This window comes from Streptomyces sp. 2A115 (assembly GCF_052245575.1).
GTDB lineage: Bacteria > Actinomycetota > Actinomycetes > Streptomycetales > Streptomycetaceae > Streptomyces.
This window is the reverse complement of the sequence record NZ_JBQQCG010000043.1, coordinates 22583-46957: the sequence shown is the minus strand read 5'-3', so window position 1 is coordinate 46957 and position 24375 is coordinate 22583. Positions and strand designations below refer to the sequence as shown.

Annotated in this window: 13 protein-coding genes; 3 read left to right on the top strand and 10 right to left on the bottom strand. The window is 69.2% G+C overall.

Translation table 11 applies throughout. From position 1 onward, the window contains the following. Positions 1 to 80: 80 nt before the first annotated feature. From ACTWQR_RS31555 to ACTWQR_RS31510, 10 genes are all read right to left on the bottom strand, one after another. A complete protein-coding gene (locus ACTWQR_RS31555; protein ID WP_443230621.1) occupies positions 81 to 3203 on the bottom strand; it encodes an alpha-N-acetylglucosaminidase TIM-barrel domain-containing protein in 3123 nt (1040 codons plus the stop codon). 24 nt (positions 3204 to 3227) lie between these two features. Continuing rightward, entirely contained in the window at positions 3228 to 4124 is an 897-nt protein-coding gene (locus tag ACTWQR_RS31550) for a beta-glucosidase (protein ID WP_443230620.1), read from the bottom strand. After that, the gene (locus ACTWQR_RS31545; RefSeq protein ID WP_443230619.1) at positions 4121 to 5065 is read right to left on the bottom strand and encodes a hypothetical protein; all 945 of its coding nucleotides are present in this window, start codon (positions 5063 to 5065) and stop codon (positions 4121 to 4123) included. The genes ACTWQR_RS31550 and ACTWQR_RS31545 overlap by 4 nt, the downstream gene beginning before the upstream one ends. A 5-nt stretch (positions 5066 to 5070) precedes the next feature. Next, entirely contained in the window at positions 5071 to 6519 is a 1449-nt protein-coding gene (locus tag ACTWQR_RS31540) for an alpha-L-fucosidase (protein WP_443230618.1), read from the bottom strand. Between the two features lie 11 nt (positions 6520 to 6530). Continuing rightward, complete coding sequence (locus ACTWQR_RS31535; RefSeq protein WP_443230617.1) at positions 6531 to 8615, bottom strand: GDSL-type esterase/lipase family protein; 2085 nt, start codon at positions 8613 to 8615, stop codon at positions 6531 to 6533. Positions 8616 to 8702: 87 nt separating this feature from the next. After that, positions 8703 to 9926 (bottom strand): SGNH/GDSL hydrolase family protein, encoded by a 1224-nt coding sequence (locus ACTWQR_RS31530; RefSeq protein WP_443230616.1) that lies wholly within the window; start codon positions 9924 to 9926, stop codon positions 8703 to 8705. 9 nt (positions 9927 to 9935) lie between these two features. Further along, positions 9936 to 11942, bottom strand: coding sequence for a glycoside hydrolase family 31 protein (locus tag ACTWQR_RS31525; protein WP_443230615.1), 2007 nt, complete (start codon positions 11940 to 11942; stop codon positions 9936 to 9938). Further along, positions 11942 to 15544, bottom strand: coding sequence for a beta-galactosidase (locus ACTWQR_RS31520; RefSeq protein WP_443230614.1), 3603 nt, complete (start codon positions 15542 to 15544; stop codon positions 11942 to 11944). The genes ACTWQR_RS31525 and ACTWQR_RS31520 overlap by 1 nt, the downstream gene beginning before the upstream one ends. Before the next feature lie 44 nt (positions 15545 to 15588). Beyond that, complete coding sequence (locus tag ACTWQR_RS31515; RefSeq protein ID WP_443230613.1) at positions 15589 to 17457, bottom strand: glycoside hydrolase domain-containing protein; 1869 nt, start codon at positions 17455 to 17457, stop codon at positions 15589 to 15591. Between the two features lie 128 nt (positions 17458 to 17585). After that, a complete protein-coding gene (locus ACTWQR_RS31510; protein WP_443230612.1) occupies positions 17586 to 20612 on the bottom strand; it encodes a TIM-barrel domain-containing protein in 3027 nt (1008 codons plus the stop codon). 543 nt (positions 20613 to 21155) lie between these two features. On the opposite strand from ACTWQR_RS31510, the gene ACTWQR_RS31505 reads away from it, so the two are divergent. From ACTWQR_RS31505 to ACTWQR_RS31495, 3 genes are all read left to right on the top strand, one after another. Further along, complete coding sequence (locus ACTWQR_RS31505; RefSeq protein WP_443230611.1) at positions 21156 to 22406, top strand: extracellular solute-binding protein; 1251 nt, start codon at positions 21156 to 21158, stop codon at positions 22404 to 22406. A 4-nt stretch (positions 22407 to 22410) separates the two neighbouring features. Beyond that, a complete protein-coding gene (locus tag ACTWQR_RS31500; RefSeq protein WP_443230610.1) occupies positions 22411 to 23400 on the top strand; it encodes a carbohydrate ABC transporter permease in 990 nt (329 codons plus the stop codon). A 122-nt stretch (positions 23401 to 23522) separates the two neighbouring features. Further along, on the top strand, positions 23523 to 24317 hold the full coding sequence (locus ACTWQR_RS31495) for a carbohydrate ABC transporter permease (RefSeq protein WP_443230609.1): 795 nt from the start codon (positions 23523 to 23525) through the stop codon (positions 24315 to 24317). Positions 24318 to 24375 lie beyond the last annotated feature (58 nt).

Sequence of the window (24375 nt, the reverse complement as noted above, 5' to 3'; positions counted from 1 at the left end):
AGCGCCGGCGCCCCGGCACATCCGGCGACGGCCGGGCCGGAGACGCGTGATGCGGCCCCGGCCAGGCCCGGCTCGGCCGCTCAGTCGACGGAGAAGTCCTCGAAGCCGGCGATCCCGCGGGTGCCGGTCCAGCCGTTGGCGGCCGTCATGAAGACGCCGATGTCCTGGGTGTCGGCGACGCCGCCCGGTGTGGCGGTGCCGACCTTGGTCCAGGAGACGCCGTCACGGCTGCATTCGCCGGTGTACGTGCCGCCGGAGCGCGTCAGCCGCAGATACACCGGGGCGGCCAGGGAACCGGCCAGTTCGATGGCGTCGAACCGGCCGTTGCCGTCGGAGTCCCAGGACAGCGCGCAGCCGTTGGACGGAGTCACCGCCAGATTGACGTACCCGGCCGAGCCGTTGCCGTTCTCTGAGAGGTCGTTGCGGACGATCAGCCCGGCGCGGGCCCAGCCTCCGGTGGTGTCCTGCGAGGTGACCTGGACCGTGGCGGTCGAGGATGCCCCGAAGGCGGCGGCCTGGTAGACCGTGCCGAACTCGTTGGTACCGCCCCACAGGTCGGCGCCCGCACCCTCGATGGCGATCGCGTCCCCGGACTGGCCGAAGACCGCGTCGTTGAAGGAGGCGCTCCGGTAGGGGTCGCCCACCCCGGTGCCCGCCATCAGGCGGACGCCCGCCAACGCCGAGCCGCGCGTGCCGCCGGTCCGGTAGGACGCGCTCACCGGGACCCGGGAGATCAGCGCGCCGGTGGCCTGGGTGAGGGTGACCGTGAACGTCGCCGAGAAGGTCTCGCCCGGGGCGACCGACGCCTTGGTGGTCGTCCCGGCCGGCTCGGCGGTCATGCCCTCCGGTGCGTCGAGGGACAGCGTCACGTCCGTCGCCGGTCCGAAGCCGTTGCGGTTGGTGAACGCCACGGTGACCGTGACGGGGCGGCCCTCCGCCACCGCGCCCCGGTCGGCGGACGCGGTCAGCGTCACCTGGTCGGGATCGGCGACGAGGATGTCCCGTACCTGCCGGGCCAGCTTGTGGATGTCGCCCGACGTCTTCACCGGGTAGCTGTCGTGCTGGTGGGCCCAGCGGTCCTCCAGCGCGAACCAGTCGATCTCGGTGGGCTCCCGGCCGTCCGCGAGCGCGGCGGACAGGTCGGCGAAGTACGTCTTCCAGCGCGTGAGGTACAGGCCGCCGACCAGACCCGCCCATTCCCGGTTCGCGTAGTCGTGCAGCCCTTCTTCGCTGCTCTCCCGACCACCCCAGGTGGTGATGATCGACCGGGCGTCGTACTCCAGCTGGTCCTTCTCGGCCCTGGTGGCGCCCCATGCCCGAGCGTCCGCCAGCCACCGTCCGAGGAGGTGCTGCGGGGAGGTGGCCAGCACCTTGTCCATCAGCTTCATCCAGTTGAGCCACGTCTTGGTGAGCCGGTCGAAGCCGGCGCGGTCACCGGCCTCGTACGCCCCCTTGATGCGCGGCAGCAGCACGCGGCTGCGGTTGGACAGCACCTGACGGGTCACGTCGGCCAGGTCGTAGGCGTAGGCGGAGCTGTCGCGCAGCCGCGGCGCGACCTGGAGCAGTTCGGTGAGGGCCGCGTCGAAGACCGTGGTGTCGTAGCGGTCGGCCTCCGGGCCCCAGGCGGCGGCCTTGTTGGCGCCCAGGCTCGGCCGGGCGCCGAACAGGCCGTCGGGCGCCTCGCTCCACGCGTCCTTGCGGGTCATGTTGAACGCGGTGTCGCGGATCGTCTTCCAGGCGGCGACGGCGTGCGGGTCCTCGCCTCCGTACCGGGACACGGCGTACGCGGCGAACCAGTCGTCGAGGTCGATGGTGCCGGGTGTCCACGCCAGGTCGGTGAGGAGCGCGAGCGCGGGCGCGTTGTTGTCGGCGGCCTCCGGCATCGCCGCGATCCCGGCGAGCGCGCTGCCTTCCTTGTCACGCCACTTGGGGTACTGCTCCACCCAGTCCGGGGCGTTGGCGCCCATCGGGGTGTGGCCGCCGAAGTTCCAGATGCTGCCGAAGGCGTACGGGGTGCCGCCCCAGTCGCTCTCCCGGTCCGTGACGGTGGTGTAGCGGTCGGACAGGCCGTCCACGATCAGCATCCGGGACTTGTCGACCCCGTCGAGCAGCGCCTTGGACGGGTTGGACTGCCAGCCCAGGATGGCCCAGATCGCGCCCGGGTGGGCTTTCTGGAGCGCCCCTTCGACGGCTGCCGCGGCCTCGTCCACCGGGACGTCACCGGGGTTGCCGCCCTCGTGCAGCAGGTCCATCTTGTACATCGTGCTGTCGCCGAACCGCTCCGACTGGGCCCGGTAGAAGGCGGCGGACACCTCGTCGAAGGCCGTCGTGCGCGGGTCGAGCCAGTCGGGTCGCTTGAAGGCGCCCCAGTCGCCCTGGGGGACCACGGCCGCGTCCCCGCCGTGCTTGGCGACGAACTCGTCCGGCACCGTACCGAAGTAGCCGGGCAGGACCGGGGTCATGCCCAGGTCCCGCACCCGGTCGGCGATCTTCCTCGCGAGGTCGGCCCGGCGCTCGATGAGCTGCCGGGACACCGGACCGCCGAACCCCGACATGTTCTGCAGCAGCCACCACGGCTGATGGGCCGGTGCCGGAATCCACGCCCGCATCTCGGTGTCCGAGTAGCCGAACTGCCGGAAGGTGTCGTAGTAGACGGCGTCGCCGCCGGTGTAGACCAGCACCCTGTTGATGCCGTGCAGCGCGAGCACGTCCAGCTCGCGCTCCCACGCGTCCCAGTCCCGGTAGGGGCCGGTGTAGCCGTCGTTGGTGTCATTGAGGGCGAACCGGTGCGGCACATTGGCCGATCCGGCGATCTCCCCGTCGGGGGCGGGCAGCAGCCTGGGGAGGTTCAGCTGGTCGCCGTTCCAGGAGATGTCGGCCTTCGCCACCCGCGCGAGATAGGTGTTGAGGCCGGTGAGCAGCACCGCCGGGCTGGTGCCCTCCACGGTGATCGCCCCGGCCCGGCCGGTGACCTTGAACCGGTCGGCGCTGCCGGCGGCCGGCGCGCGCAGCGTCACCTGCCGGTGGTGGTCGGGCAGCAGCCGTCGTACCGCGACCGACGCGGGGGTCGTGTTGAACGGCTTCGCGTCCGCGGCCGCTGGTGCGGCGTGGGCACCTGGCGGCGGCGTCAGCAGCACCACTGAGCCGAACGCGGCCGCCCCGGTCAGCAGGCGTCTGCGGCTGAGGTGTTGATTGCCTGTCATGGATGTCCTCTCAAAACTTCTCGGTCAGGCGACGGTCATCGCGAAGATGTGCAGCGCGGGGCCACCGCTCGCCAGGCCGTCGCTGACCTTCGGCAGCACGACGGAGTGCAGTTCCTTGTCCTCCAGCTCGACGCCGAAGGTGTAGAGGCTGATCGGGTTCCTGTCCTGGCCCGAGGGGGTGTTGCGGTACGGCAGGACCACCGCGGCCGCGGGGTTCGCCCAGTACCAGTCGGGGACCTCGACGGAGAAGGCCTGCTCCGTACCGTCCGCGTAGACGACCTTCCCGGGACCCTTGCCGTCGCCCCAGGTGCAGGTGCCGAGGAAGGCCAGCCGCGAGCCGGAGCCGGCCAGCCGTACGGTCTGCCCGGAGGACACCACGTTGTCCTTGGCCCCGGGCTCGGTGTCCGGCCAGGTGAAGGCCGTCCCGCCGTAGGTGACCGAGGCCCCGGGAGTCAGTCCGACCGATGCCAGCGCCTCGGCGGACAGGCTGGAACGCGAGCCGTCGATGTCGGCGGTGGTGGTGGCGTCGTCGGAGGAGATGCCGGCGTTGTCGAAGGCACTGGCCAACGACCTGTACGGCAGTCGCAGCCGCGAAGTGGCGCGAGCGCAGTCGGACCCGTCCTCGTGCACGTCGAAGAGCGCGTGCGCGATGAGCGGGACCACACCCTCGGCGTCGTCGGAGAGCCGCGTCTTCCAGGTACGGATCACCGACTTGCCGGGCGCCACCTTGCCGAGGACGAAAGGCGCCTGGCCGGAACCGTCCACGGAGAGGTACAGCACCGTGCCGCGCAGCGCGATCCGCGCGGTGTTGGTGAGCTCGGCCGTCAGTGTCAGCGCCTGCCCGGGCTCAGGGACGGACGGCTCGACGGTGATCGAGACGGGCGGGGTGAGGAAGTCCTCCTCGGAGCGGTAGGGGCTCATGCTTCCTCCACCGTGAAGTGGTCGAAGACCGCCTGGACGGTCGTGCCGGGGTAGTTGACGTTGACCGCGCTGGCGACGACGCCGGCGTCCATGGCGCCGCTCGCCGAGGGGACGTTCACGCTCGCGATCTCGGTCCAGGAAAGGCCGTTGTTGACGCTGGAGTACGCGGTGTACGTGGTGCCGTCGCGGACCAGGCGCAGCCAGGCGGGGTGGGTGGAGCCGCCGCCGCCGGCCCAGGTGTCGAGCCGCCCGTTTCCGTCGCTGTCGGTCATGAACTCCAGGCCGAACGACTTCGACATGGTGAGTACGGCGTAGCCGCCCTTCTCCGGGGCGGTGAGGTCGTTGGCGACGGCGATGCCGTACTTGGCGGTGGGGTTGTCGCTGCCGGTGAGGCTGACCGTCTTGACCTGCACCACGCTCGACTCGGCGGCGGAGCCGGGAAGGAGGATGCCGCCCTTCTCGTCGGTGCCGCCGGAGAAGTCGCGGCCGCCCGCCCAGATCACCAATTGGCTGCCGTACTGGCCGAACTCGGCGTCGTCGGTGGTGGCGAACGTCCGGTAAGGGTCCCGCACCTCATTGGGCTCGTAGGGCACGGTGAACGTCTTCGCGGACCGCGCGCAGTCGCTGCTGCGCCCGTCGACGTCGAAGACCACGTGCGCGGTGAACGCCACGTTCCCGGCCACGTCGGCCGGCATCGCCGTCTCCCAGCGCCGGGTCGTCTTCGCGCCGCGCCGCAGGTCGCCGAGCGGGATGGTCTTCGCCGCCGTGGTGGCGCCGGGGTCGATCAGGTGGAGCACGGCGTTGCGGAGCGGGAAGGGGCAGTCGTTGGTGAGGACCGCGGTGGCGGTGACCGTGTCACCACCGGCCGGCTCGGCGGGTTCCGTGGTGACGGTGAGCGTGGGCCCCAGGGTGTCGAACTGCGTACCGTTACTGATTCCCATGCCGGTCACCGGGCCCAGTCGACGGTGAAGACGTTGGCGATGTCGCTGGGCAGGGAGGACGGAACGGTGATGTTGATCTTTCCGTCACCGCGGGTCCACCTCAGACTGCCGCTCGTGCCGAGCAGCCGGATCCGGGAGGTGGCGCTGATGGGGATGTCGCCAGGAACCGAGAGGGTGCCGCTGGGCGCGCCCAGCACGATGATGTTGAACTTGCCCGGGGAGACGGTGTAGCGGATGCCGAGCGAGCCGCCCTCCTCCTCCGCCCGCACCCAGGGCGTCGACCCGTAGATCGCCGGGCCGTTGACCTTCAGCCAGGCGCCTATGTCCCGCAGCCGCTCCTGCATGATCTCGGGGATCGTGCCGTCCGGCCTGGGGCCGATGTTGAGCAGCAGGTTGCCGTTCTTGCTGACCACGTCGGCGAGCAGCTGGATCAGGAACTCGGAGGTCTTGTAGTCCTCGTCCGGCTCGTGCTTGTTGTAGCCCCAGGAGTAGCCCATGGTCATGCAGCACTCCCACTTCTGCGGATCCATCGTGGGGTTGGTGCGCTGCTCGTACGTCGCGAAGTCGAAGTGGGTGTCGAACCGGTCGTTGATCACCACGCCCTTGGGGTACTTACGGTTCTTGGCCTGGTTGTAGTAGTGGGCCATGGGTTCTTCGCTGCGCCACGGCGGTTCGCCGGTGGGCCGGAACCACTGTCCGTCCGCCCACAGCAGCTCCGGGTCGTAGCGGTCGATGATCTCGTAGAGCTGCTTGAGCTCGTAGTCGCCTATGTAGTCCTCGACCGGCTTGTAGCCGGTCATGGGGATTTCCTTGTCGGTGTAGAAGTTGCGCATCGGCCGGCCGATCGCCGGGTTGAAGTACTCGCCGAGCGAGTAGTACAGGCCCGGGCGCACGGTGCCGCGTTTGCGGGCCGCGGTCATCAGCTCACCGACGAGGTCGCGCTTCGGGCCGTACGCCACGGAGTGACGGTCCGTCACCTTGCTGGGGTAGAGGGCGAATCCGTCGTGGTGCTTGCTGGTCAGTGCGAAGTACTCGGCGCCCGCCTGCTCGAACAGCTTCACCCAGGCGTCGGGGTCGTACTTCTCGGCCTTGAACTGCGGGATGAGGTCGTCGTAGGTGACATCTTCGCCGTAGGTGTCGCGGTGGTACTTCCACTCGGCGGTGTCCTTGGTGCTCTGGTACCAGAGGTACCACTCGGAGGCGCTTCTCGGCGTCGCGCCGGCGATCACCGAGTAGATGCCCCAGTGGACGAAGATGCCGAACTTGGCGTCCTTGTACCAGCGCGGCACCGGGTGGGTGTCGAGGGATGCCTTGGTGGGCTGGTAGTCGGGGATGCCCGGGGTGCCGGACACAGCGCCCTGTGCGAGCGCCTGGGCGGTGCCGGGCGGGGCGAGCAGCACCGCGCCGCCGAGGGCGGCCGCGGTGGTCATGAAGTGTCTGCGGTCGACTGCCATGAATGTGCCTTTCACTCGTGCGTGGAGAAGGAGTCGAAGAGCGCTGTCGTGATCTGGTCGGGGTAGTTGAGGTTGACGGCGCTCGCGACCAGCCCGGCGTCGCCGGTGCCGCTCGCGGACGGCACGGTGGCGGTGCCGACCTGCTGCCAGGCGGCGCCGTCGGAACTGGCGTACGCCGTGTAGGCGGAGCCGTCGCGGACGAGCTTCAGCCAGGCCGGGTGGTACGAACTGCCGCCGCCGGCCCAGGTGTCGAGCTTTCCGTCGCCGTCACTGTCGGTCAGGAACTCCAGGCCGAACCGCGCGGACATGGTGAGCACCGCGTAGCCGCCCGCCTCCGGCGCGGTGAGGTCGTTGGCGACGGCGATGCCCGCCTTGGCGGAGGGGCCGCTGCCGGTCTGACCGACGACCCGGGCGGTCACAGTGCCGGACGGCGGCGCGGCGTCGGCGAGGTAGACCGCCGCCTTCTCGTCCTTCCAGCCGGAGAGGTCCTGGCCGCCCGCCCAGATGGCGAACTGGTCGCCGTTCTGGGCGTATTGGGCCTTCTCGGTGGTGGTGGCGGTCGTCAGATACGGCGCCCGCACCTCGGACGGAGCGGGGGCCACCGTGGCGTCCACGCTGTCGGAGTCGTGCCGGGTGCGGCCGTCCTGGACGAAGGAGGTGCGTACGCCGATCTCGTGGGTGCCCCAGGCCGCGTCGGCGGCGGGGGTCACCGTCCAGGTGACGGTGGCGCTGTCGCCCGGGGCGAGGGAGCGTGTCCGCGTGCTGCCGGCGGGTTCGGCGGACCAGCCGTCGGGGAGATCGAGGCGCGTGCTGACCTGGGTGACCTTCGCGGGGCCGGTGTTGGTGACGGTCGAGGTGATTTCCGTGCCGTCGCCGCCGGCTTGCAGGGTCGGCCGGTACGGGGTGAGCCGGACGCGGGCCGACGGGCAGTCCCGGGCCGCCCCCAGGGTGGTGAGGTCGACGGCGTCGGCGAACGCCTTCATGCCGGTGTCGTTGGGGTGCAGATGGTCACCGGAGTCGAACGCGGCGGCGTAGCGGGTGGGGTCGTCCGGGTCCCGTACGGCCTTGTCGAAGTCGGCGTAGTCGTCGAAGACGCCGCCGTCGCGTACGAATGCGTTGACCTTCTGCCGGTCGGCCTCCTTGGCCTCGGTCCACCAGTCGCCCCAGCCGCGGTACGGGACGACCGTCGCGCCGATCACGCGCAGTCCGCGTTCGTGAGCGCGGCGCGCGATCTCCTTCATGCCGTCGATCACCTGGTCGCCGGTGGCACCGCCCCAGCTGAGGTCGTTGACGCCCTCGAAGAGGACCACGGTCCGGGCGCCCGGCTGCGACAGCACATCGCGTTCCAGCCGGTCCAGCGCCGACGGGTTGCCGTCGACACCGGCCGTGATCCGGTTGCCGCTGATGCCCTCGTTCAGCACTCCGGCGGTGGACGAGCAGGCCGACAGCCGCCCCGCCAGGTAGTCGGGCCAGCGCCGGTTGGCGTTCGCCGTGGAGGACGCGCCGTCGGTGATGGAGTCGCCGAGCGCCACCACGGCGCCGGCCGTGTCACCGCCCTGTACGTCGACTCCGGTCAGGAACGGGAAAGTGGAATCGGTCCTGGTGAAGGCCGCCCCATCGGCGTCCGAGGCGTGGTCGCCGCCGCCGTCGGGCGTCCAGTAGACGGTCTGGAGACCCATCCAGTGCTGGCTGATGTGGGTGAGCCGGCCGGGGAAGTACAGGCTGACGACGAGGTCGCTGCGGGCCGGCACGGGAATCCGGACGGCATCGCTCACCGCCTGCTCTCCGGCGGCGATCGTCACCTCGTCCTCGCCGCCGAACCGCAGCTCGTACGGCTTCGCGACGCCGGAGCCGCCGTCACCGCGGCCTACGGTCGCGTGCCCGATCGTCACCGGCTCGGTGGTAAAGGCGTTGGTCAGGCGGATGCGTACGCTCGACCCGCCGGCGCTCACCCGCACCGGTATCCGGACGGTCACCTCCGAGGTGCCCGGGTCGTACGAGGCGTGCTGCGCGGTCGCCCAAGTCCCTGTCCACTCCCCCGGCTCGGCCTCGGCCTCGGCCGGAGTCGCCGGGAGCAGGGCCGCCAGGACGGCCACCACGGTCGCGGTCAGGGCTGCGCATCTTCGGCGTCCACGCAGGTGTCCAGGTCGATGTCCACGAACATGTCCAAGCACGGGTTCTCCTCAGGAACAGCCGCGGCCGAGGCCGAGCGCGGTCAGGTCGATGGAGTCGGCGAAGGCCTTCATCCCGGCGTCGTTGGGGTGCAGATGGTCACCGGAGTCGTACGCCGCACCGAGCCGCCGCGGGTCCGCCGCGTCCCGTACCGCCTTGTCGAAGTCGGCGTAGTCGTCGAAGACCCCGCCGGAATCCCGGACGAACGCGTTGACCTGCTGCCGCCGGGCCTCCGTCTCCTCGCTCCAGCCGCCCCAGGTGAAGTCCTTGTACGGCGTGATCGTGGCGCCGACGACCCGCATCCCGCGCCGGTGCGCCCGGTCGGCGATCTCCGTCATCCCGGCGATGATCTGCTCGGCACTCGCCCCGCCGAGATCGTTGATGCCCTCGAAGAGGATCAGGGTCCTGGCCCCCGGCTGGGAGAGCACGTCCCGTTCGAGACGGTCCAGGGCCGAGGGATTCGTCGCGGTACCGGCGGTGATCCGGTTGCTGGTGATGCCCGCGTTGAGCACCCCGGCGCCGGGCCGGCAGGCGTTGACGCGGGCGGACAGCAGGTCGGGCCAGCGCTGGTTGGTGTCGGCCGTCGAGAAGGACCCGTCGGTGATCGAGTCGCCGAGCGCCACGACCGACCCGGTCCTCGGCGCGGTCACATCGACGCCGCTGAGGAAGGGCCAGCTGGTGGTGGTCCAGGTGAAGGCGTCACCGGCGGTGTCGCCCGCGTGGTCACCCGCCCCGTAGTCCGTCCAGTACACGGTCTGCTGCGCCCACCAGTGATCGGTGATGTGCGTGACCTGGCCGGGCAGATGGAGACTGACCACCAGGTCGGCCAGGGCCGGCACGGCGAGGCCGACCGGATCGCTGACCGCCTGGCCACCCGCCGGGATGGTGACCGCACGCTTTCCGCCGAACCGCAGGTCGTACGGGCGCGCCACGGCGGAACCGCCGTCGCGCAGGCCCACGGTCGCGTGCCCGATCGTCACCGGGTCGGTGGCGTAGGCGTTGGTCAGCCGGATGCGTACGGACGAACCGCCGACGCTGGTGTGCACCGGCATCCGTACCGTCACCTCGGACATCCCGGAGACCTCGAAGTGCTCGCTGGCCGCCGTCGCCCAGGTCCCCGTCCAGGCGCGCCGGTCGTCCTGCGGACCACCGGCCTGGGCAGGCGCCACCGTCCCCGCCACGACGGCCGAGACTGCCAGGAGCAGAGCCGCCAGCCTGCCGCGTATCCCATGCATGTGCCGCCCCTACCGTTCCGCGCTGGTGTGCGCGAGCGCCTGGTACGCCTTGGTGGCGCCCTTGGCCTTGAGGTTCACGAACGCCGGGGTCACCCCGAGCGGGGCCGCGTATCCCTTGAGCGTCACGGGACCGCGGACGACCTGGCCGTTGGTGACGTCGCGCCACGTTCCGGACGGCAGGAAGACGTCCCGGGTGGTGCCTTCGTCGAGCTTGGGCGCGGCGAGCACGGCCGGGCCGAGCATCCACTCGTCGCTGACCGTGTAACTCGCCTCGTCCTTCGGGAAGTCGAAGAACAACGGCCGCATGATCGGATCACCGGTCTTCAGCGTGCTCTGCACCTGGTCCCAGATGTACGGGGCGAGCTTCTCGTGGGTCTCGATCGCCTCCCGGTAGAGGTCGACCGTCTCCCGGTCGTAGCCGACCCACTCGCCGGTCGTCGCGTCCCGTACACCGGTGGGCGAGGTCGAGGCGTACATCAGCGGCATCAGGGACGCCGCCTGCGCCCAGCGGGCCAGGACCTCCTTGGTGGGCGGCGGGTAACCGAGCGAGCCGCCGATCATGTCGGTCTCGACGAACGGGTAACCGATCGTCGAGACCGCCAGGTTGGCCGAGACGGCCGCGCGCAGCCCCGAGAACGTGGTCGGCTTGTCGGCCGTCCGGGTGGCGAAGCCCTTGTCCTGCGCGGCGTTCCATGCGACCCGCAACCCCGCGCCCTGCTGGTCGAACTCGTCGGCCAGCTCCGTGCCGTACTTCACGTAGTCGGCGCGGGTGGCCCCCGGATAGGGGGCGCACCGGTCGTCGAAGAAGGCGGTGTCGAACTTGAACCCGGCGACCCCCGACTCGCCTGTCTGCGCCTTGAGATCGTCGGTGTACCACTGCCGCGCGGCCGGGTTCGCCAGGTCGATCAGCCCGGTCTGCCGGCCGTTCCACCAGGTGAACAGGCACGGTTTGGTCGGGTCGGACGGGTCCTTCAGCAGATATCCGTTGTCGACGGCTTCGGAGAAGTCGGCGGCGGTCTCGGGCATGTACAGGCCCGTCCACATGCCGAGGTCGAAGCCGAGGCGGCCCAGTTCCTCGGACAGGCCCGGGAGATCGGGGAAGCGTTCGCCGAAGTCGGCGGCGATGACGCTCTCCTCGACCTGAAGCGCGTGCCCGCCGAGCCCGGCGCCGGCCAGCGCGCGGGCCCAGGCGAGTACGTTCTCCTGGGTCTGCTCGCCGTACAGCTGGGCCCAGGAGTTCCACAGCGGGGTGGCGTACTGCTCGTAGGAGGTGTCGGAGCGCTCGGGCTTGCCGACCAGCGCGATGTGGTCGCGGTAGACCTCGGCGGGGGTGTCCTCGACGAAGACCGTGGAGGCGGCGGGCCGGTTCCCGGTGACGGTGAACTCGCCGAGGCCGTTGCCACCGGAGTTGATCCGCACGTCCATCGGGTCGTCGGTGTTCACCCGCAGCCCGGTGGCGCCGGAGGTGTACCAGAAGGGGGAAACCACCTGGTAGGACGCCGGACTGAACCCGGTGTCCACCAGTTGCCCGGAGTCCAGCGGCCACGGCTGGACGGTCTGGTCGCTGTTCTCGCCGTGGCCGTACCAGTGCCCGGCACTGCTCAGGTCGTACGCCGTGCTGAGTACATCGGCGGTGGCCCCGGACAGGGACCAGTCGACGTCGTACCGGTCCGAGCGCAGCGTGATCTTCAGGGCGATGGTGACGCCCGGCAGGTCGGTGGCGGCGGTGACGCGCAGGGTGTTGCCCTCACGGGTGCTGCCGGTGACCTCCCGGACCAGGTGCCAGTCGCCGCCGATCCGGAACCGGAACGCCCCGGGCGCCGTGGCCAGCACGGTCCGGCCCGCCCGTACGGTGGTGAGGGCCAACCGGTCCGTGGCGACGCGCAGTTCGTAGTCCGGTGTCGCGACGGCGATCGGCCCGGGTGGGCCGGCCGTCGCGGGGGTCGCACCGAGCAGCGGGGCGGCCAGGATCAGCGCCGCCGAGCCGCTGCGGACGGTTCGTCTCACCGTAGGCATCAGGCACCACCGCCGCACGTCAGCTTCGCGTCGGCCCAGTCGGCGTGGTCCGAGGAGACATCGCCGTCCCCGTCGACCAGCAGGTCCAGCCAACGGGCACCGGTCAGGTCCACGTCGATGCCGGTGCCGCCCTCGGAACCGCGCACCACAGGGGTTGTGGTGAGGGAGCGGCCGTCGGCGATCACCTGGAAGGAGACGCTGCCGCCGTCGCCGACCTCGTCGTCCACCCCGGCGGTGGCGGTGAACCGGGTGCAGCCGCCGCCGAGGTAGACCCGGATCTGGCTGTTCGCGTGTACGCCGACGCCCTTGTCGTAGGTGGTGCCGCCGACCGAGAGCGTCCGCCCGTCGCCCGCCGCGGACTCCCCGTTGGAGGCGTCCTTCTCCACCGGGCCCCAGCCGTTGACCGCCTTGACCAGGGTCAGGTCGCTGACATATGCGTCGGCGGACAGTCCCGGCGGCGGCACCTGCACGGCCCGTTCGCCGGTGACGGTGCCTGGGCGGCCGGGCTGGGTCAGCTTGGCCGTCGCGGACAGGACGGCGTAGTGGACCGGGTCGCCGGGCGGAGTCACGGTGTAGGCCGCGGTCACGGTGTCGCCGGGCCGGACCCGGGCGAAACGGGTGGGTTCGTCGGTGGTCGCGGTCCAGCCGTCGGGGACCTTCAGCGCCAGCTCGACGTCCCGGGCGGTCGGCGCGTCCTTCGGCACACTGAGTGTGACGGGGACCTTGGTGGCGCTACCGGTGCTCAGGAATGGTTCCGCGTCGACGGTGACATGGGCGCCCGCCGTCGGCATGGCGTAGGTCCCGGCGTCGTACGAGGGCGCCGCCACCGTACCGACCTTGATCCCGCCCGCCGTGGCGCCGAGGTCGACGAGCTTGGCGGAACCGGGACCGGCGTCGGCCTCGGTGGACCACACGGCCAGCGCGATGGTGTTGCCGCCCTGCTCACGCAGGATGCCCTTGGGTATGACGAACCGTGTCTGCGGCCCCGTGTCCGGCAGGTAGCGGCCGATGAGCCAGCCGTTGACGAAGATCTGGGCGCGGTAGCCGGTACTGCCGCCTTCGGCTTCGGCGAGATCGAGTGCGATCGCGTTGTCCTGGCCCTGCGGCAGGTCGAGCCGGGCGGACGTGCGGTACCAGCGCACGCCGGGGCCGGTCTTCCCGGCCTGCTCCGAGAGGCGGGCGCTCTTCCAGCTGCCGTCGGGATACCCCGGCAGCGACCAGCCGGCCCGTTCCCCGTACAGCCCGCCGTTGTTGTACGGACCCCGGGCGGTGTCGACCGGGTCCTCGCCGCCCCGGCTGCCCTGGATCTTCCAGGTGACGGTGGAGGCCCCGCCGACCACCTCGGCGCCGAGCAGACCGCGCGGCTCCTTGGAGTAGTCGTGGCCCCATTCCTCGTTGTGGCCCGCGTTCTCCACGAGGACGGAGAGGACGTTGTCTGTGCTGTCTGCGCCGGCCTTCAACGTGTCCGCCGGGATGTCGAAGGTGTGCGCGCCGTCGCCGGAAGTGCCGAGGTAGCGGCCGTTGAGCCAGACCGCGTACTGGCCGGTCGGGCCGGTGTTGGCGTTCAGCGCGAGCGCGGTCGCCCGTCCCGTGGCCTTGAACCGGCCGCGGTACCAGACGTTTCCGTGGTGGTAGCCGTACTCGTCCATCGCGAGGACCGGCAGCGACCCGGCGAGCTCCGGGTTGTTGGCGGTGAGGCGGTCGGCGGTCGTCCAGGAGGAGTCGTCGAAACCCGGGGCGGACTCCGGTGCCTCCTCCTTGTACTTCCACGTCGTCAGCGCGGGCAGCTCGACCGGGCGCGGGGCCTGGGTGACGGCGACCCTGCGGCCGTTCCATGTCACCGTCTTGGCGTCCGCGATGACCTCGATCTTGGCGGCTTTCGTGGAGTCGCCGGTCAACTTCAGGGTGCCGTCCGCCAGTTCGGCCGTACGGACGAGGGACGGGCCGCGTACCAGGACCGGGCCCTTGGCGGTGTCCTGCTGCCACCAGTGGGCGGTCTCGGCGGTGTCGGCGATCAGCAGTTCCATGCCGTTCACCAGCACCCGGGCCAGGCCCTTGTGCGTGTAGTTCAGGCGCAGGTCACCGCGTTCGGCGTCCCAGGTGGTGGTGACATCGCCGTCGAGGACGGTGACCTCGGGCCGCTCGGCGTACCGCAGTACGGTCTCGCCCGCCTCGCCGTCGCGCCCGTACAGCAGCGCCACGTCCCGGTCGCCGATCCGGGCGTGCGTCATGATCTCCGAGGTGGAGTAGACGAGTCGCTGGTCCTCGGCCAAGTCGTAGCCCGCGACGAGGAGCTTGGCGTCGCGGCCGTCGACGGTGACCGTGCCCTCCTGAGGTACGCGCGGGTAGTCGCCGTCCGCACCCTTCAGCGACAGGGTCGTCTCGTCCTTGTCCTTCACCCGGGTGTCGGCGTGCCGGACCGTGAAGAACTGGGTGCCGTCATCGGGGTTGACGCGCCGGTCGACGCGCAGGGCCTCATCGGAAGGAGCGGGCGCCTCGGCCTTGTCGGTCCGCGCCAGCGAGGTGACGGAGTTGACCATGTATCCGAGGCGCTTGAACTCCTGGTACTTGTCCGTCAGTTGGCGGGACTCGTTGATCGGGGCCCCGTAGTCGTACGACGTGTAGACCGCGTTGGGGTCGGCGAGCCAGCCCCAGTTGGTGCCGCCGTACGTCATGTAGAAGGACTGGCCGCTCACCCCGGCGGCGATGTTCATCTTGCTGAACACCCGGGTGAAGTCGGTGCCGGTGAGCTTCGCGCAGTCCTGGTATCCGGTGCCGCCCCAGGGGTCGAAGGCGCCGCCCTGTGCCTCCGGGATGATCAGCGGGGACTCGGGCTTCCACTCGTTGACGTACGAGTAGTCGGGCAGGTTCTTCCAGGTGTCGGGGTCCTTGCAGTCGAAGCCCTGCGGGTAGGCGTCGAAGCCGTAGATGTCCGGGGCGCCCTTGCCGCTGACCCAGTTCTGGTTGGCGCCGCCGTCGTTGACGAAGGTCGGCACGTCGATGCCGTCTTCCTTCGCCCAGTCGATGAGGGTCTGCATGTAGTCGGCGTCCTCGCGACCGCCCTGGTACTCGTTCTCGACCTGATAGAGGATCACGTTGCCTGTGCCGCGCGTGAGTTGGTGCCGCGCGATGATCGGGTTGATCCGGCTCATCCACTCCCGGGCCGCCTTCAGGTACTCCGGCTCGGAGGTGCGGTTCACGCCGGCCTGTGTCTTGCGCCAGGCGGGCATGCCGCCGCCGGAGACCTCCGCGTTGATGTACGGGCCCGGGCGGGCGATCACATACAGGCCCGCGCGCTCGGCCTCGTCGAGCAGCCGCTCCACGTCACGGGTGCCGGTGAAGTCGTAACTGCCCGGCTTGGCCGAGTGGTAGCCCCAGTCGAAGTAGAGCGAGACCGCGTTGAATCCGCCCGCCTTGATCTTCTGGAGGACATCGCGCCAGGCATCCGGGCTGGGCAGCCGGAAGTAGTGGAACTCGGCGCCCCAGATGTACAGGGGTTTGCCGTCGACCCGCACGGAGTACTGGTCGTAGGTGACGGTGTGCGGGGCCTTCGGCTCCGCCTGAACCGGTGCCGCGGCAGCCCCTGCGCTGGTCAGGGGCATGACAGAGAGAGCTCCGGCGAGCAGTAGTGATCTCCACTTGCCCCTCATGACGTCAGCCCCTTCACGACGGCCGCCCGCGCGGTCTCGATGTCGCTCACGTCCTTCGTCCGGCCGTCCAGGTTCCGGGTCGCGGTGGTGAGGGCCTCGGTCAGGGCGTCGCTGTCGGCGCCGCCGTCCTTCTTCCGCAGCTGGGCGATGAGTTCGTAGTCCTCGATGCCCTCCTTCAGCTGCTCCCAGCGGATGCTGGACATCGGGCCGTCCTTGCCCGGGTAGACCAGGTACTCGTCGCCCTGCGTGAAGATGTGTACGGGCTGCTTGAAGGGGTCGCTGGTCCAGCTGTTGTACGACCAGCGCAGGAAACCGTCCAGGTTCCGCTGGGCGGAGATCCACGGCAGCATCCGCGACTCGACGGCGGGCGAGTACGACAGCGTGTTGGGATGGGCCGGGGCGCCGTACACGTAGAAAGTCGTGGTCTTGCCGGCCTTGCGCCGCTCCGCGACCTTCTCCTTCGTCATCGCGTCGATGCCGCCCCAGTCGACGGACAGGTTGGACGCGACGCCTTCGGTGCTGATCGAACCGGCCACGGAGATACGGTCGTCGAAGACCGGCGCCACCTCGTGGACGAAGTCCTTGACGACCGTCATCGTGCTGATGGGCCGCTCGTCGAAGGACAGCCAGGTGTCCTCCAGCCAGCCCTTCGCCTTCAGGTGCTTCTCGAAGGCGGGCAGGAACGTTCCCCATGCCTCGCGCCAGCGGTCCCCGCCGAGATCGACGTTCTCGTAGACGGTCTTGCCGGTGCGGGTGTCGGTGTAGGTGAGGTGCTCCTGGTCCTGGAACGCCAGCATGGAGAAGGCGCCGATGTCGGGCCCGAGACCGGCGCGTCTGGCGGCCTGGACGTACTTGTCCCAGCGGGCGAAGTCGAACTCGAACGTCTTTCCGTTCCAGGTCCAGCCCACCATGCTGGTGTACGGCGTGGCGGTCTGCGACTCCCGGGTGCCGAGCGACCACTGGTGGTGCCACGGGTTGTCGACGATGGTGGTGTTGATGACCTTCTGGCCGCGCGAGGCCAGGTCGCGGTTGTACTTCTCGATCAGCTTCCAGTGCTGGTCGGACCAGAGCTTGACGCCGTGGTTCTTGGCCATCGTCTCGGGCTGCGCCCATACGTCGAGGAAGAAGTCGTAGTACTTCGGGTCGGGCACGCTCGCGTCCGCGACCTCGATGGTCAGCGGGTAGGTGGTCTGGGTGCGGCCGTCGGCGTTGACCTTCACCGTGCCGGTGTAGGTGCCGGGCTTGGCCGACTCGGGGATCTGGAAGGTGAACCACAGCGGCTGCGCCGCGTACGCGGGCACGTCCACGGAGGACCGCTCCTCGAGCGCGTCGCCGACCACGTCGGGGTTGCGGTCGCCGGACACCTCCTTGCCGGAGCTGACCTGGTCGATGGTGGCGGACCAGTCGACCTCGCTCTTGGAGCGCTGCACGGGCACGTACTTGACGAACCGGACGTCCGTGTCGGCGCCGGACAGCTTCGCGCCGCCGGGCCCGGTGAGGTCGCCGACCACGGCCTTGACGTCGTCGAGGTTCTTGCCGGAGGCGATCGCCAGCTGCGCGGAGACCTGCTCGTTGCGCACGGCGGAGAGTTTGAGCTCCTTGGTGTCCTTGCCCTGGATGGCGGTCATCGGGTAGCGCGGAACCCGTTCCTCCGCGGAGCCGGCGAAGGAGCCGGTGGGAACCCAGGTGATGGTGTCCCTGGTTCCCATGGCGTCGGCGACCTTGACGGTCAGCCAGGTGGTGGTGGCCTTGGAATTGGGGTCGGAGCCGGTGGTCGTCGTACCGGTGACGGCGATCGCGGTGGTGCTCGCGGCCACGACGACACCCGCGACGAAGCCGGCGACAACTGAGGACGTACGTGCCATGGGGATGCGTTCCCTCTCTCACGGCTGTGCGGGGAGGTCCCCGGCAGGCCCCCAGGGGAGTGGGTAGGCCTGCCGGGAAACGGGGGGTGCCAATGGCGCCGATGGGGTTCGATGGCGCGCCTGTGGTGTCAGGAGGTGACGGAGAAGCCGCTGAAGACGGCTTCGATGTTCTCGCCGGGGTGGTTGGCGTTGGCCGCGCTGGCCACCATCCCCGCGTCGCCGCTGCCCGAGGCCGATGCGACCTCGGCGGTGCCGACGGTGGACCAGTTCTCGCCGTCCTTGCTCGCGTACGCGGTGTAGGTGGCGCCGTCCCGGGTCAGCTTGAGATACGCCGGGTGGTAGGTGGAGCCACCGCCCGCCCAGGTGTCGAGCTTCCCGTCACCGTCGCTGTCGGTCATGAACTCCAGGCCGTACTGCTCGGTCATGACCAGCACCGCGTAACCGCCCTTTTCCGGCGCGGTCAGGTCGTTGGCGAGGGCGACGCCGGCCTTGCCGACCGGTGAGGCACTGTCCTGGGAGACCAACTGGGCCTGGACGGTGGCCTTTTCACCCGCCGCGTCGTCGCGGTAGATGACACCCTTCTCGTCCTTCCAGCCGGACAGGTCCTGGCCGCCCGCCCAGATGGCGAACTGGTCGCCGCCCTGGGCGTATTGGGCGCCCCCGGAGGTCGTATCGGCCGTGAGGTACGGCTCCTGCACACTGCCCGGGGCGGCCTTCACCTGCGCCCGCACGGTGTCGGACACCTTCTGCGAACCGTCACCGCCGTTGTAGGTTGCGGTGCCGGTGAGGTCGTGGCTGGCCCAGCGGGCGTCGTCGGCCGGGGTCACCGTCCAGGCGGTGGTGAGTGTGGCGCCGTTCTTGAGGGAGTTCGCGGTGGTCGGGCCGGTCGGCTTGGCACTCCAGCCGTCGGGCAGGTCCAGGGCCGCCTTGGCGTTCTTGAGGGTCCCGGTGCTCCAGTTGGTCACCTCGGTGGTCACCTCGAACGGCTTACCGGCGTCGGTGGACGGGGCGTCCGGAGTGATCAGGACGGAGGCGGCCGGCGCGTCGTCGCGCTTGAGTGCCTTGACGGCCTTGGCGGCGCCCTTGGCCTTGAGGTTGACGAAGGCCGGGGTGACGCCGAGCGGCGCCGCGTACCCCTTCAGGGTCTTGGGGCCACGGATCACGGTGCCCTGGTTCACGTCGTACCACGTGCCCGGCGGCAGATGGACGGAGCGGGTGGCGCCCGTGCTCAGCTTGGGCGCGGCCAGCACCGCCGGGCCGAGCATCCACTCGTCGGTGACCGTGTAACTCGCTTCGTCCTTGGGGAAGTCGAAGAACAGCGGCCGCATGATCGGATCACCGGTCTTCAAGGTGCTCTGCACCTGGTCCCAGATGTACGGGGCGAGCTTCTCGTGGGTCTCGATCGCCTCTCGGTAGAGGTCGACCGTCTCCTGGTCGTAGTCCACCTTCTGCCCGGTGGTGGTGTCGTTGGTGTCCACCGGGGAGGTCGAGGCGTACATCAGCGGCATCAGCGAGGCGGATTGCGCCCACCGCACCAGTACGTCCTTCGAGGGGGCCGGCTGGCCGCCGGAGCCGCCGATCATGTCGGACTCGACGAACGGGTAGCCGATGGTGGAGATGGCCAGGTTCTGGGTGGCGGAGGCGCGCAGGGAGTCCCAGCCGGTGCCCTTGTCGACCTGACGGGTGACGAAGCCCGCCTCGTGGGCCGTCTGGTTCCAGTGCACCCGGATGCCTGCGCCCTGAAGGTCGAATTCGTCAGCGAGCTGCGTACCCAACTTCTGGTAGTCCGTGGCCTGGTGGCCCTCGCGCGGCGCGCACTTCTCGTCGAAGAAGCGGGTGTCGAACTTCAGCCCGTCGATGTCGTACGCGTCCATCAGCTTCTTGAGGTTGCCCTCGTACCAGGCCTTGGCGTCGGGGTTGGCCAGGTCGATGATCCCGGCCTGGCCGTTCCACCAGGTCACTTCACACGGCTTACTGGTGTCCTTGGCGTCCATGAGCAGATAGCCGTTGTCGACCGCGTACTGGTAGTTGTCGGAGTCCAGGTTGATCCACAGGGTGACCCAGATGCCGAAGTCGAACCCCATGTCGTGGATCTTCTTGGAGAGGCCCTTGGGATCGGGGAAGGTCTTGGGATCCCAGGTGAGATTGCCGTAGTTCGACTCCCACTTGTCGTCGAGCTGGATCGTGTGCCCGTCCAGACCGTTGTCGTAGAGGTCGGTGGCGTAGTCGAGCAGTTTCTCCTGGTCGATCTTTGTGTAGAACTGCGCCCAGGAATTCCACAGCGGCTTGGCGTACTGCTCGTACGGGGCGTCGGACTTGGTCGGCTTGCCGACGATGCCGATGTAGTCGCGGTAGACCTCAAGCGGGGTCGACTCGACGAACACGGTGGCCTTGTAGGTGTCGGGCGACTCGACGGTGAAGGTGCCGAGGCCGTCCTTGCCCTTGTTGAGCGCCACGTCCATGACATCCCCGGTGTCGACGTAGAGGCCGGTCGACTTGGAGGTGTACCAGAACGGGTCGATCATGTTGTACGACGCCGGGCCGAAGGTCTCGTGGTCGACCTCACCGGCGTCGAGCGGCCAGGGCTGGTTGACGCCGGGACCGCCCTGCGGAGTCTCCGCCTCGCCGTGGCCGTACCAGTGGCCGGCCGACGACAGGTCGTAGGCGAGGCCCAGTTGGTCGGGACTGCCGCCTTCGACGTCCCAGTCCAGCTGGTAGCGGTCGGCCTCGGGCGTGAGCCTGGCCTTGACGGTGGCACCGTCAAGGGTGGTGTCGGTGGTGAGGGTGAGAACGCCGCTCTGCCACGTCCAGTCGGTGACCGTGGTGGCGTGCTCCCACTTCTCGTCGGAGCGGAAGCGGAGTCCTCCGGTGTCGCCGCCCACGGTGCCGAGCACGGTCTTTCCGGAGCGCTCGGTGGTGAGGGCGAGTTCGTCGGTGGCGATGTCGACGGAGTAGCCGGGGGTGTTCCTGGTGCCCGGCACGGACATGGTGAGGCCGTCCGCGCTCTGGGTCACCTTCGGCCGGTCGACGGTGTCCGCCTGGGCCTTTGTGGTGAGGGGTTCGGTGACGGGCGGTATGAACGTCAGGGCCAGCGAGGCGGCCAACAGCGTTCCGAGACTACGAGTTTTGCGCCGTCTGAGCGGTTGGGTGCGCACTCACGTCCTCCTGCGGGGCGGGGCGTTGCTTCGCGGGACCAGCACGGCAAGATCATGCTCATTTCTGCTCATGTTCTGGCTAGAAACGTCAGCTGTCAACATTCGCTTCCATGATTTCTCGGTAGCACCACCGGTCACTGTCGACCCTGGTGACAGTCGCCTTGCCGGGTCCGCGCCCTGCTCGAGGAGGAGGCGGACCCGGGGAAAACGGCTGTAAATTCTGCGTGAACCGCGCCCGATTCAGGGGACTCCATCCCCTCTGCCCAGGTCTGCCACGGAGGCGGGACTTGCGTGCGCCGCGGCCAGGGCTGGCTGCCAACTCGGGCGATACCCCTCGGCAGGCCGCCCGGGAGCGACAGCGGTCGGCTCACCGAACCATCGAGCCGCCCGATCCGGGCCCCGGGAGGGCGATCGGCCCATGCCGGCACCCAGAGGCAGGCCTTGACATCATGCGCAACCTGTTGGGCATGATGGTGATTACTGCTTGAAGTTAGCGAGTTTCGAGCACAAACAATCACTAGGTTGCAGCGAAGGTGGTACTCCGTGAAACGGCACCTCATCGGTATCGCAGCAGGTGTGGCCCTCACCCTGGTCCTCAGTGGATGCGGCAAGGGAGGTTCGTCCGGCGACGGCGGCTCCGACGGAAGAACGATCAGATTCGTGGCCGCCAAGTACGACGACGACACCCAGCCCTACTGGGCGAACCTCATCAAGGTCTTCGAGGCCGAAAACCCCGGCTACCAGGTCGAGTTGGAGGTCGTCGACTGGGAGCAGCTGGATTCGAAGGTCAAGACGTACGTCCAGACCGGGCAGCAACCCGACGTCCTCAACTACAACAAGTTCTCCGACTTCGCCCGCGACGACCTGATCTACCAGGCCAAGGACATCGTGTCGCCGAAGGTGCTCGACGACTTCCTGCCGCTCTTCGCCGATCAGGCGCAGTACGAAGGCGTCCAGTACGGCCTGCCGTTCATCTCCAGCGCGCGGCTGTTCTTCTACAACAAGGACATCTTCGACAAGGCCAAGATCTCCGAGCCGCCGTCCAGCTGGGCTGAGGTGGAGGACGCCGCCGAGAAGATAAAGAAGGCCGGCGACATCCCGCTGGGCCTGCCGCTCGGCGCCGAGGAGGCCCAGGCCGAGTTCTACATCTGGGCGATGAACAACGGCGGCGGCTGGACCGACAAGTCGGGTAAGTGGACGGTCGACCAGCAGGCCAACGTCGAAACGCTGGACTACCTGCGGAAGCTCACGAAGGCCGGGCTGACCCAGCCCAACCCCGAGGCCACCAACCGCAAGGACGTCTTCAACCAGTTCGCCCAGGGGAAGATCGGCATGCTCAACGGCGCCGTCTTCATGCGCAAGGGCTTCATCGACACGGTCGACGAGAACCTCAACTACGGCGTCGCACCGCTGCCGAGCAAGGACGGTACGACGCACAACACGCTCGGTGTCCAGGACTACCTGGTGGCCTTCAAGAAGGACGAGGACAAGAACCGCGAAGCCGTCAACAAGTTCCTCGACTTCTTCTACCAGAAGGAGAACGCCTCAAAGTTCCTGTCCACCGAGGGATTCCTTTCGGTCACCAAGTCGGCCGGTGACGCGCTGAGTTCGGACTCCGCCTACTACAAGCCGTTCGTCGACGCGCTGTCGGGCGCGCGGTTCGCACCCACCGACAACCCGAACTGGGCGACCGTCGAGGGCGCCGTGAAGCAGCGCATCGGCACCGCCGTGTCGGGCGCCGAGCCCAAGAAGGTCCTGGGCGAAATCCAGGAGACCGCCGAGAAGGACGGCTGACGGGGTGGCCGTACAGGACGACGTCACCACGCGCACCGCCGCCGGGGCTGGGGCTGGGGCTGGGGAGGAACGGACGCCGGCGGCACCGGCGCGCGGTTCCCACCACACCGGGAACGGCCGCCGCTTGCGGGCACTTGAGCCTCTGCTGTGGCTCGGCCCCGCGCTCGCGCTGATCCTGGCCGTGGTCATCTGGCCCGTCGTCGAGATGGTCCGCACGTCCCTGATGGACATCAGCTCCACGGGACTGACCCGCGGCTTCGCGGGTGGCGACAACTACGCCGAGCTGTTCGCCGAGCCTGACCTGCCGGGCGTGGTGCTGCGCACCCTGGTCTGGGTGGTGGGCGTGGTCACGGTCACCATCACCGTCTCGCTGGCACTGGCGCAGTTGCTCAACTCCCGTTTCCCCGGGCGCCGGATGGTCCGCTGGGCGCTGATCGTGCCCTGGGCCGCATCGGTCCTGATGACGGCGCTGACGTGGCGCTGGATGCTCAACAACTTCTACGGCGTCGTCAACCGCGTACTGATGGACATGGGAATCCTCGACAAACCGGTGAACTGGCTGGCCCACCCGGCCCAGGCGTTCGCCTGGATGATGGCCGTGGCGGTCTTCGTCTCCCTGCCGTTCACCGCGTTCGTCATCCTCTCCGGTCTGGGGACCATCCCCGCCGAGGTGTACGAGGCGGCCCGCCTGGACGGCGCGGGACCGGCCCGCACCTATCTCTCCGTCACACTGCCGCTGCTGCGCCCCTCCCTGCTGGTCGCAGCCGTCATCAACGTCATCAACGTGTTCAACTCCTTCCCGGTCATCTGGGCCATGACCCGCGGCGGTCCCGGCTTCGCCACCGACACGACCACCACCTATATGTACAAGCTCGCGTTCGACAACCAGGCCGTCGGCGAGTCGGCGGCCATGGCCGTCGTGAACTTCGCGCTGATCCTCCTGGTCGTGCTGGTGTATCTGCGCGTCGTCCGCAGGCGAGAGGAGACCGGCTGATGTCCGCCGTCACGGCCCGATCCACCACAGTCCAATCCGAAGCGTCCCAATCCGAAGCATCCCGATCCGCTACGGCCCGGCGGCGGCGTCCGCTCCGGCTGCGCACCGTCATACTCACTGCGGTGGGCTGGCTGGTGGCGCTGATATTCCTGGCGCCGTACTTGCAGATGCTGCTGACTGCCCTGAAGCCGACGCCGGAGCTGATGAAGTCGCCGCCGTCCTATCTGCCGCGGCAGTGGGAGTGGTCCAACTTCGCCGACGTGTGGTCGCTGAAGGATCCACCGGTCTCCGACGCGCTCCTGTTCTCGCTGTACGTCGCCGGGATGTCCACGCTCCTCGCACTCGCCGTGGGGCTGCCCGCCGCGTACTACACCGCTCGCCACCGGTTCCGCGGGCGCGGCGCCTTCCTGCTGCTGGTGCTGGTCACCCAGATGTTCGCGCCTACCGCACTGCTGGTGGGCATCTACCGGGAGATGGTCAGCCTCGATCTGACCGACACCGCGGAGGGGTTGATCCTGGTCAACGCGGCGTTCAACCTGCCGTTCTGCATCTGGATCCTCAACGCGTACTTCGCGAGCATCCCCAAGGAGTTGGAGGAGGCGGCGTACATGGACGGGGCCGGCCGGCTGGGCGCGATGGTCAGGGTCACCCTGCCGCTGGCGCTGCCCGGAGTGGTGACCGCGCTCGTCTACACGTTCATCGGGGCATGGAACGAGTACGTCGTCGCCCTCACCATCACCTCGTCCGGCGACCGGACGACGCTGACCAAGGCCATCCCCGGATTCGTCACGGCGTACCAGGAACAGTGGCAGTACCTCTTCGCCACGTCGCTGATCGCGATCGTGCCGGTCGTCGTCCTGTTCGTCTTCGTGGAGCGCTATCTGATCAGCGGTCTGACGGCCGGGGGCATCAAGTGACCGTCAAGTGACCTGCCGGGCCCATCCGTTGCGCCCTTTCCCGGGCGGACTCAGGACT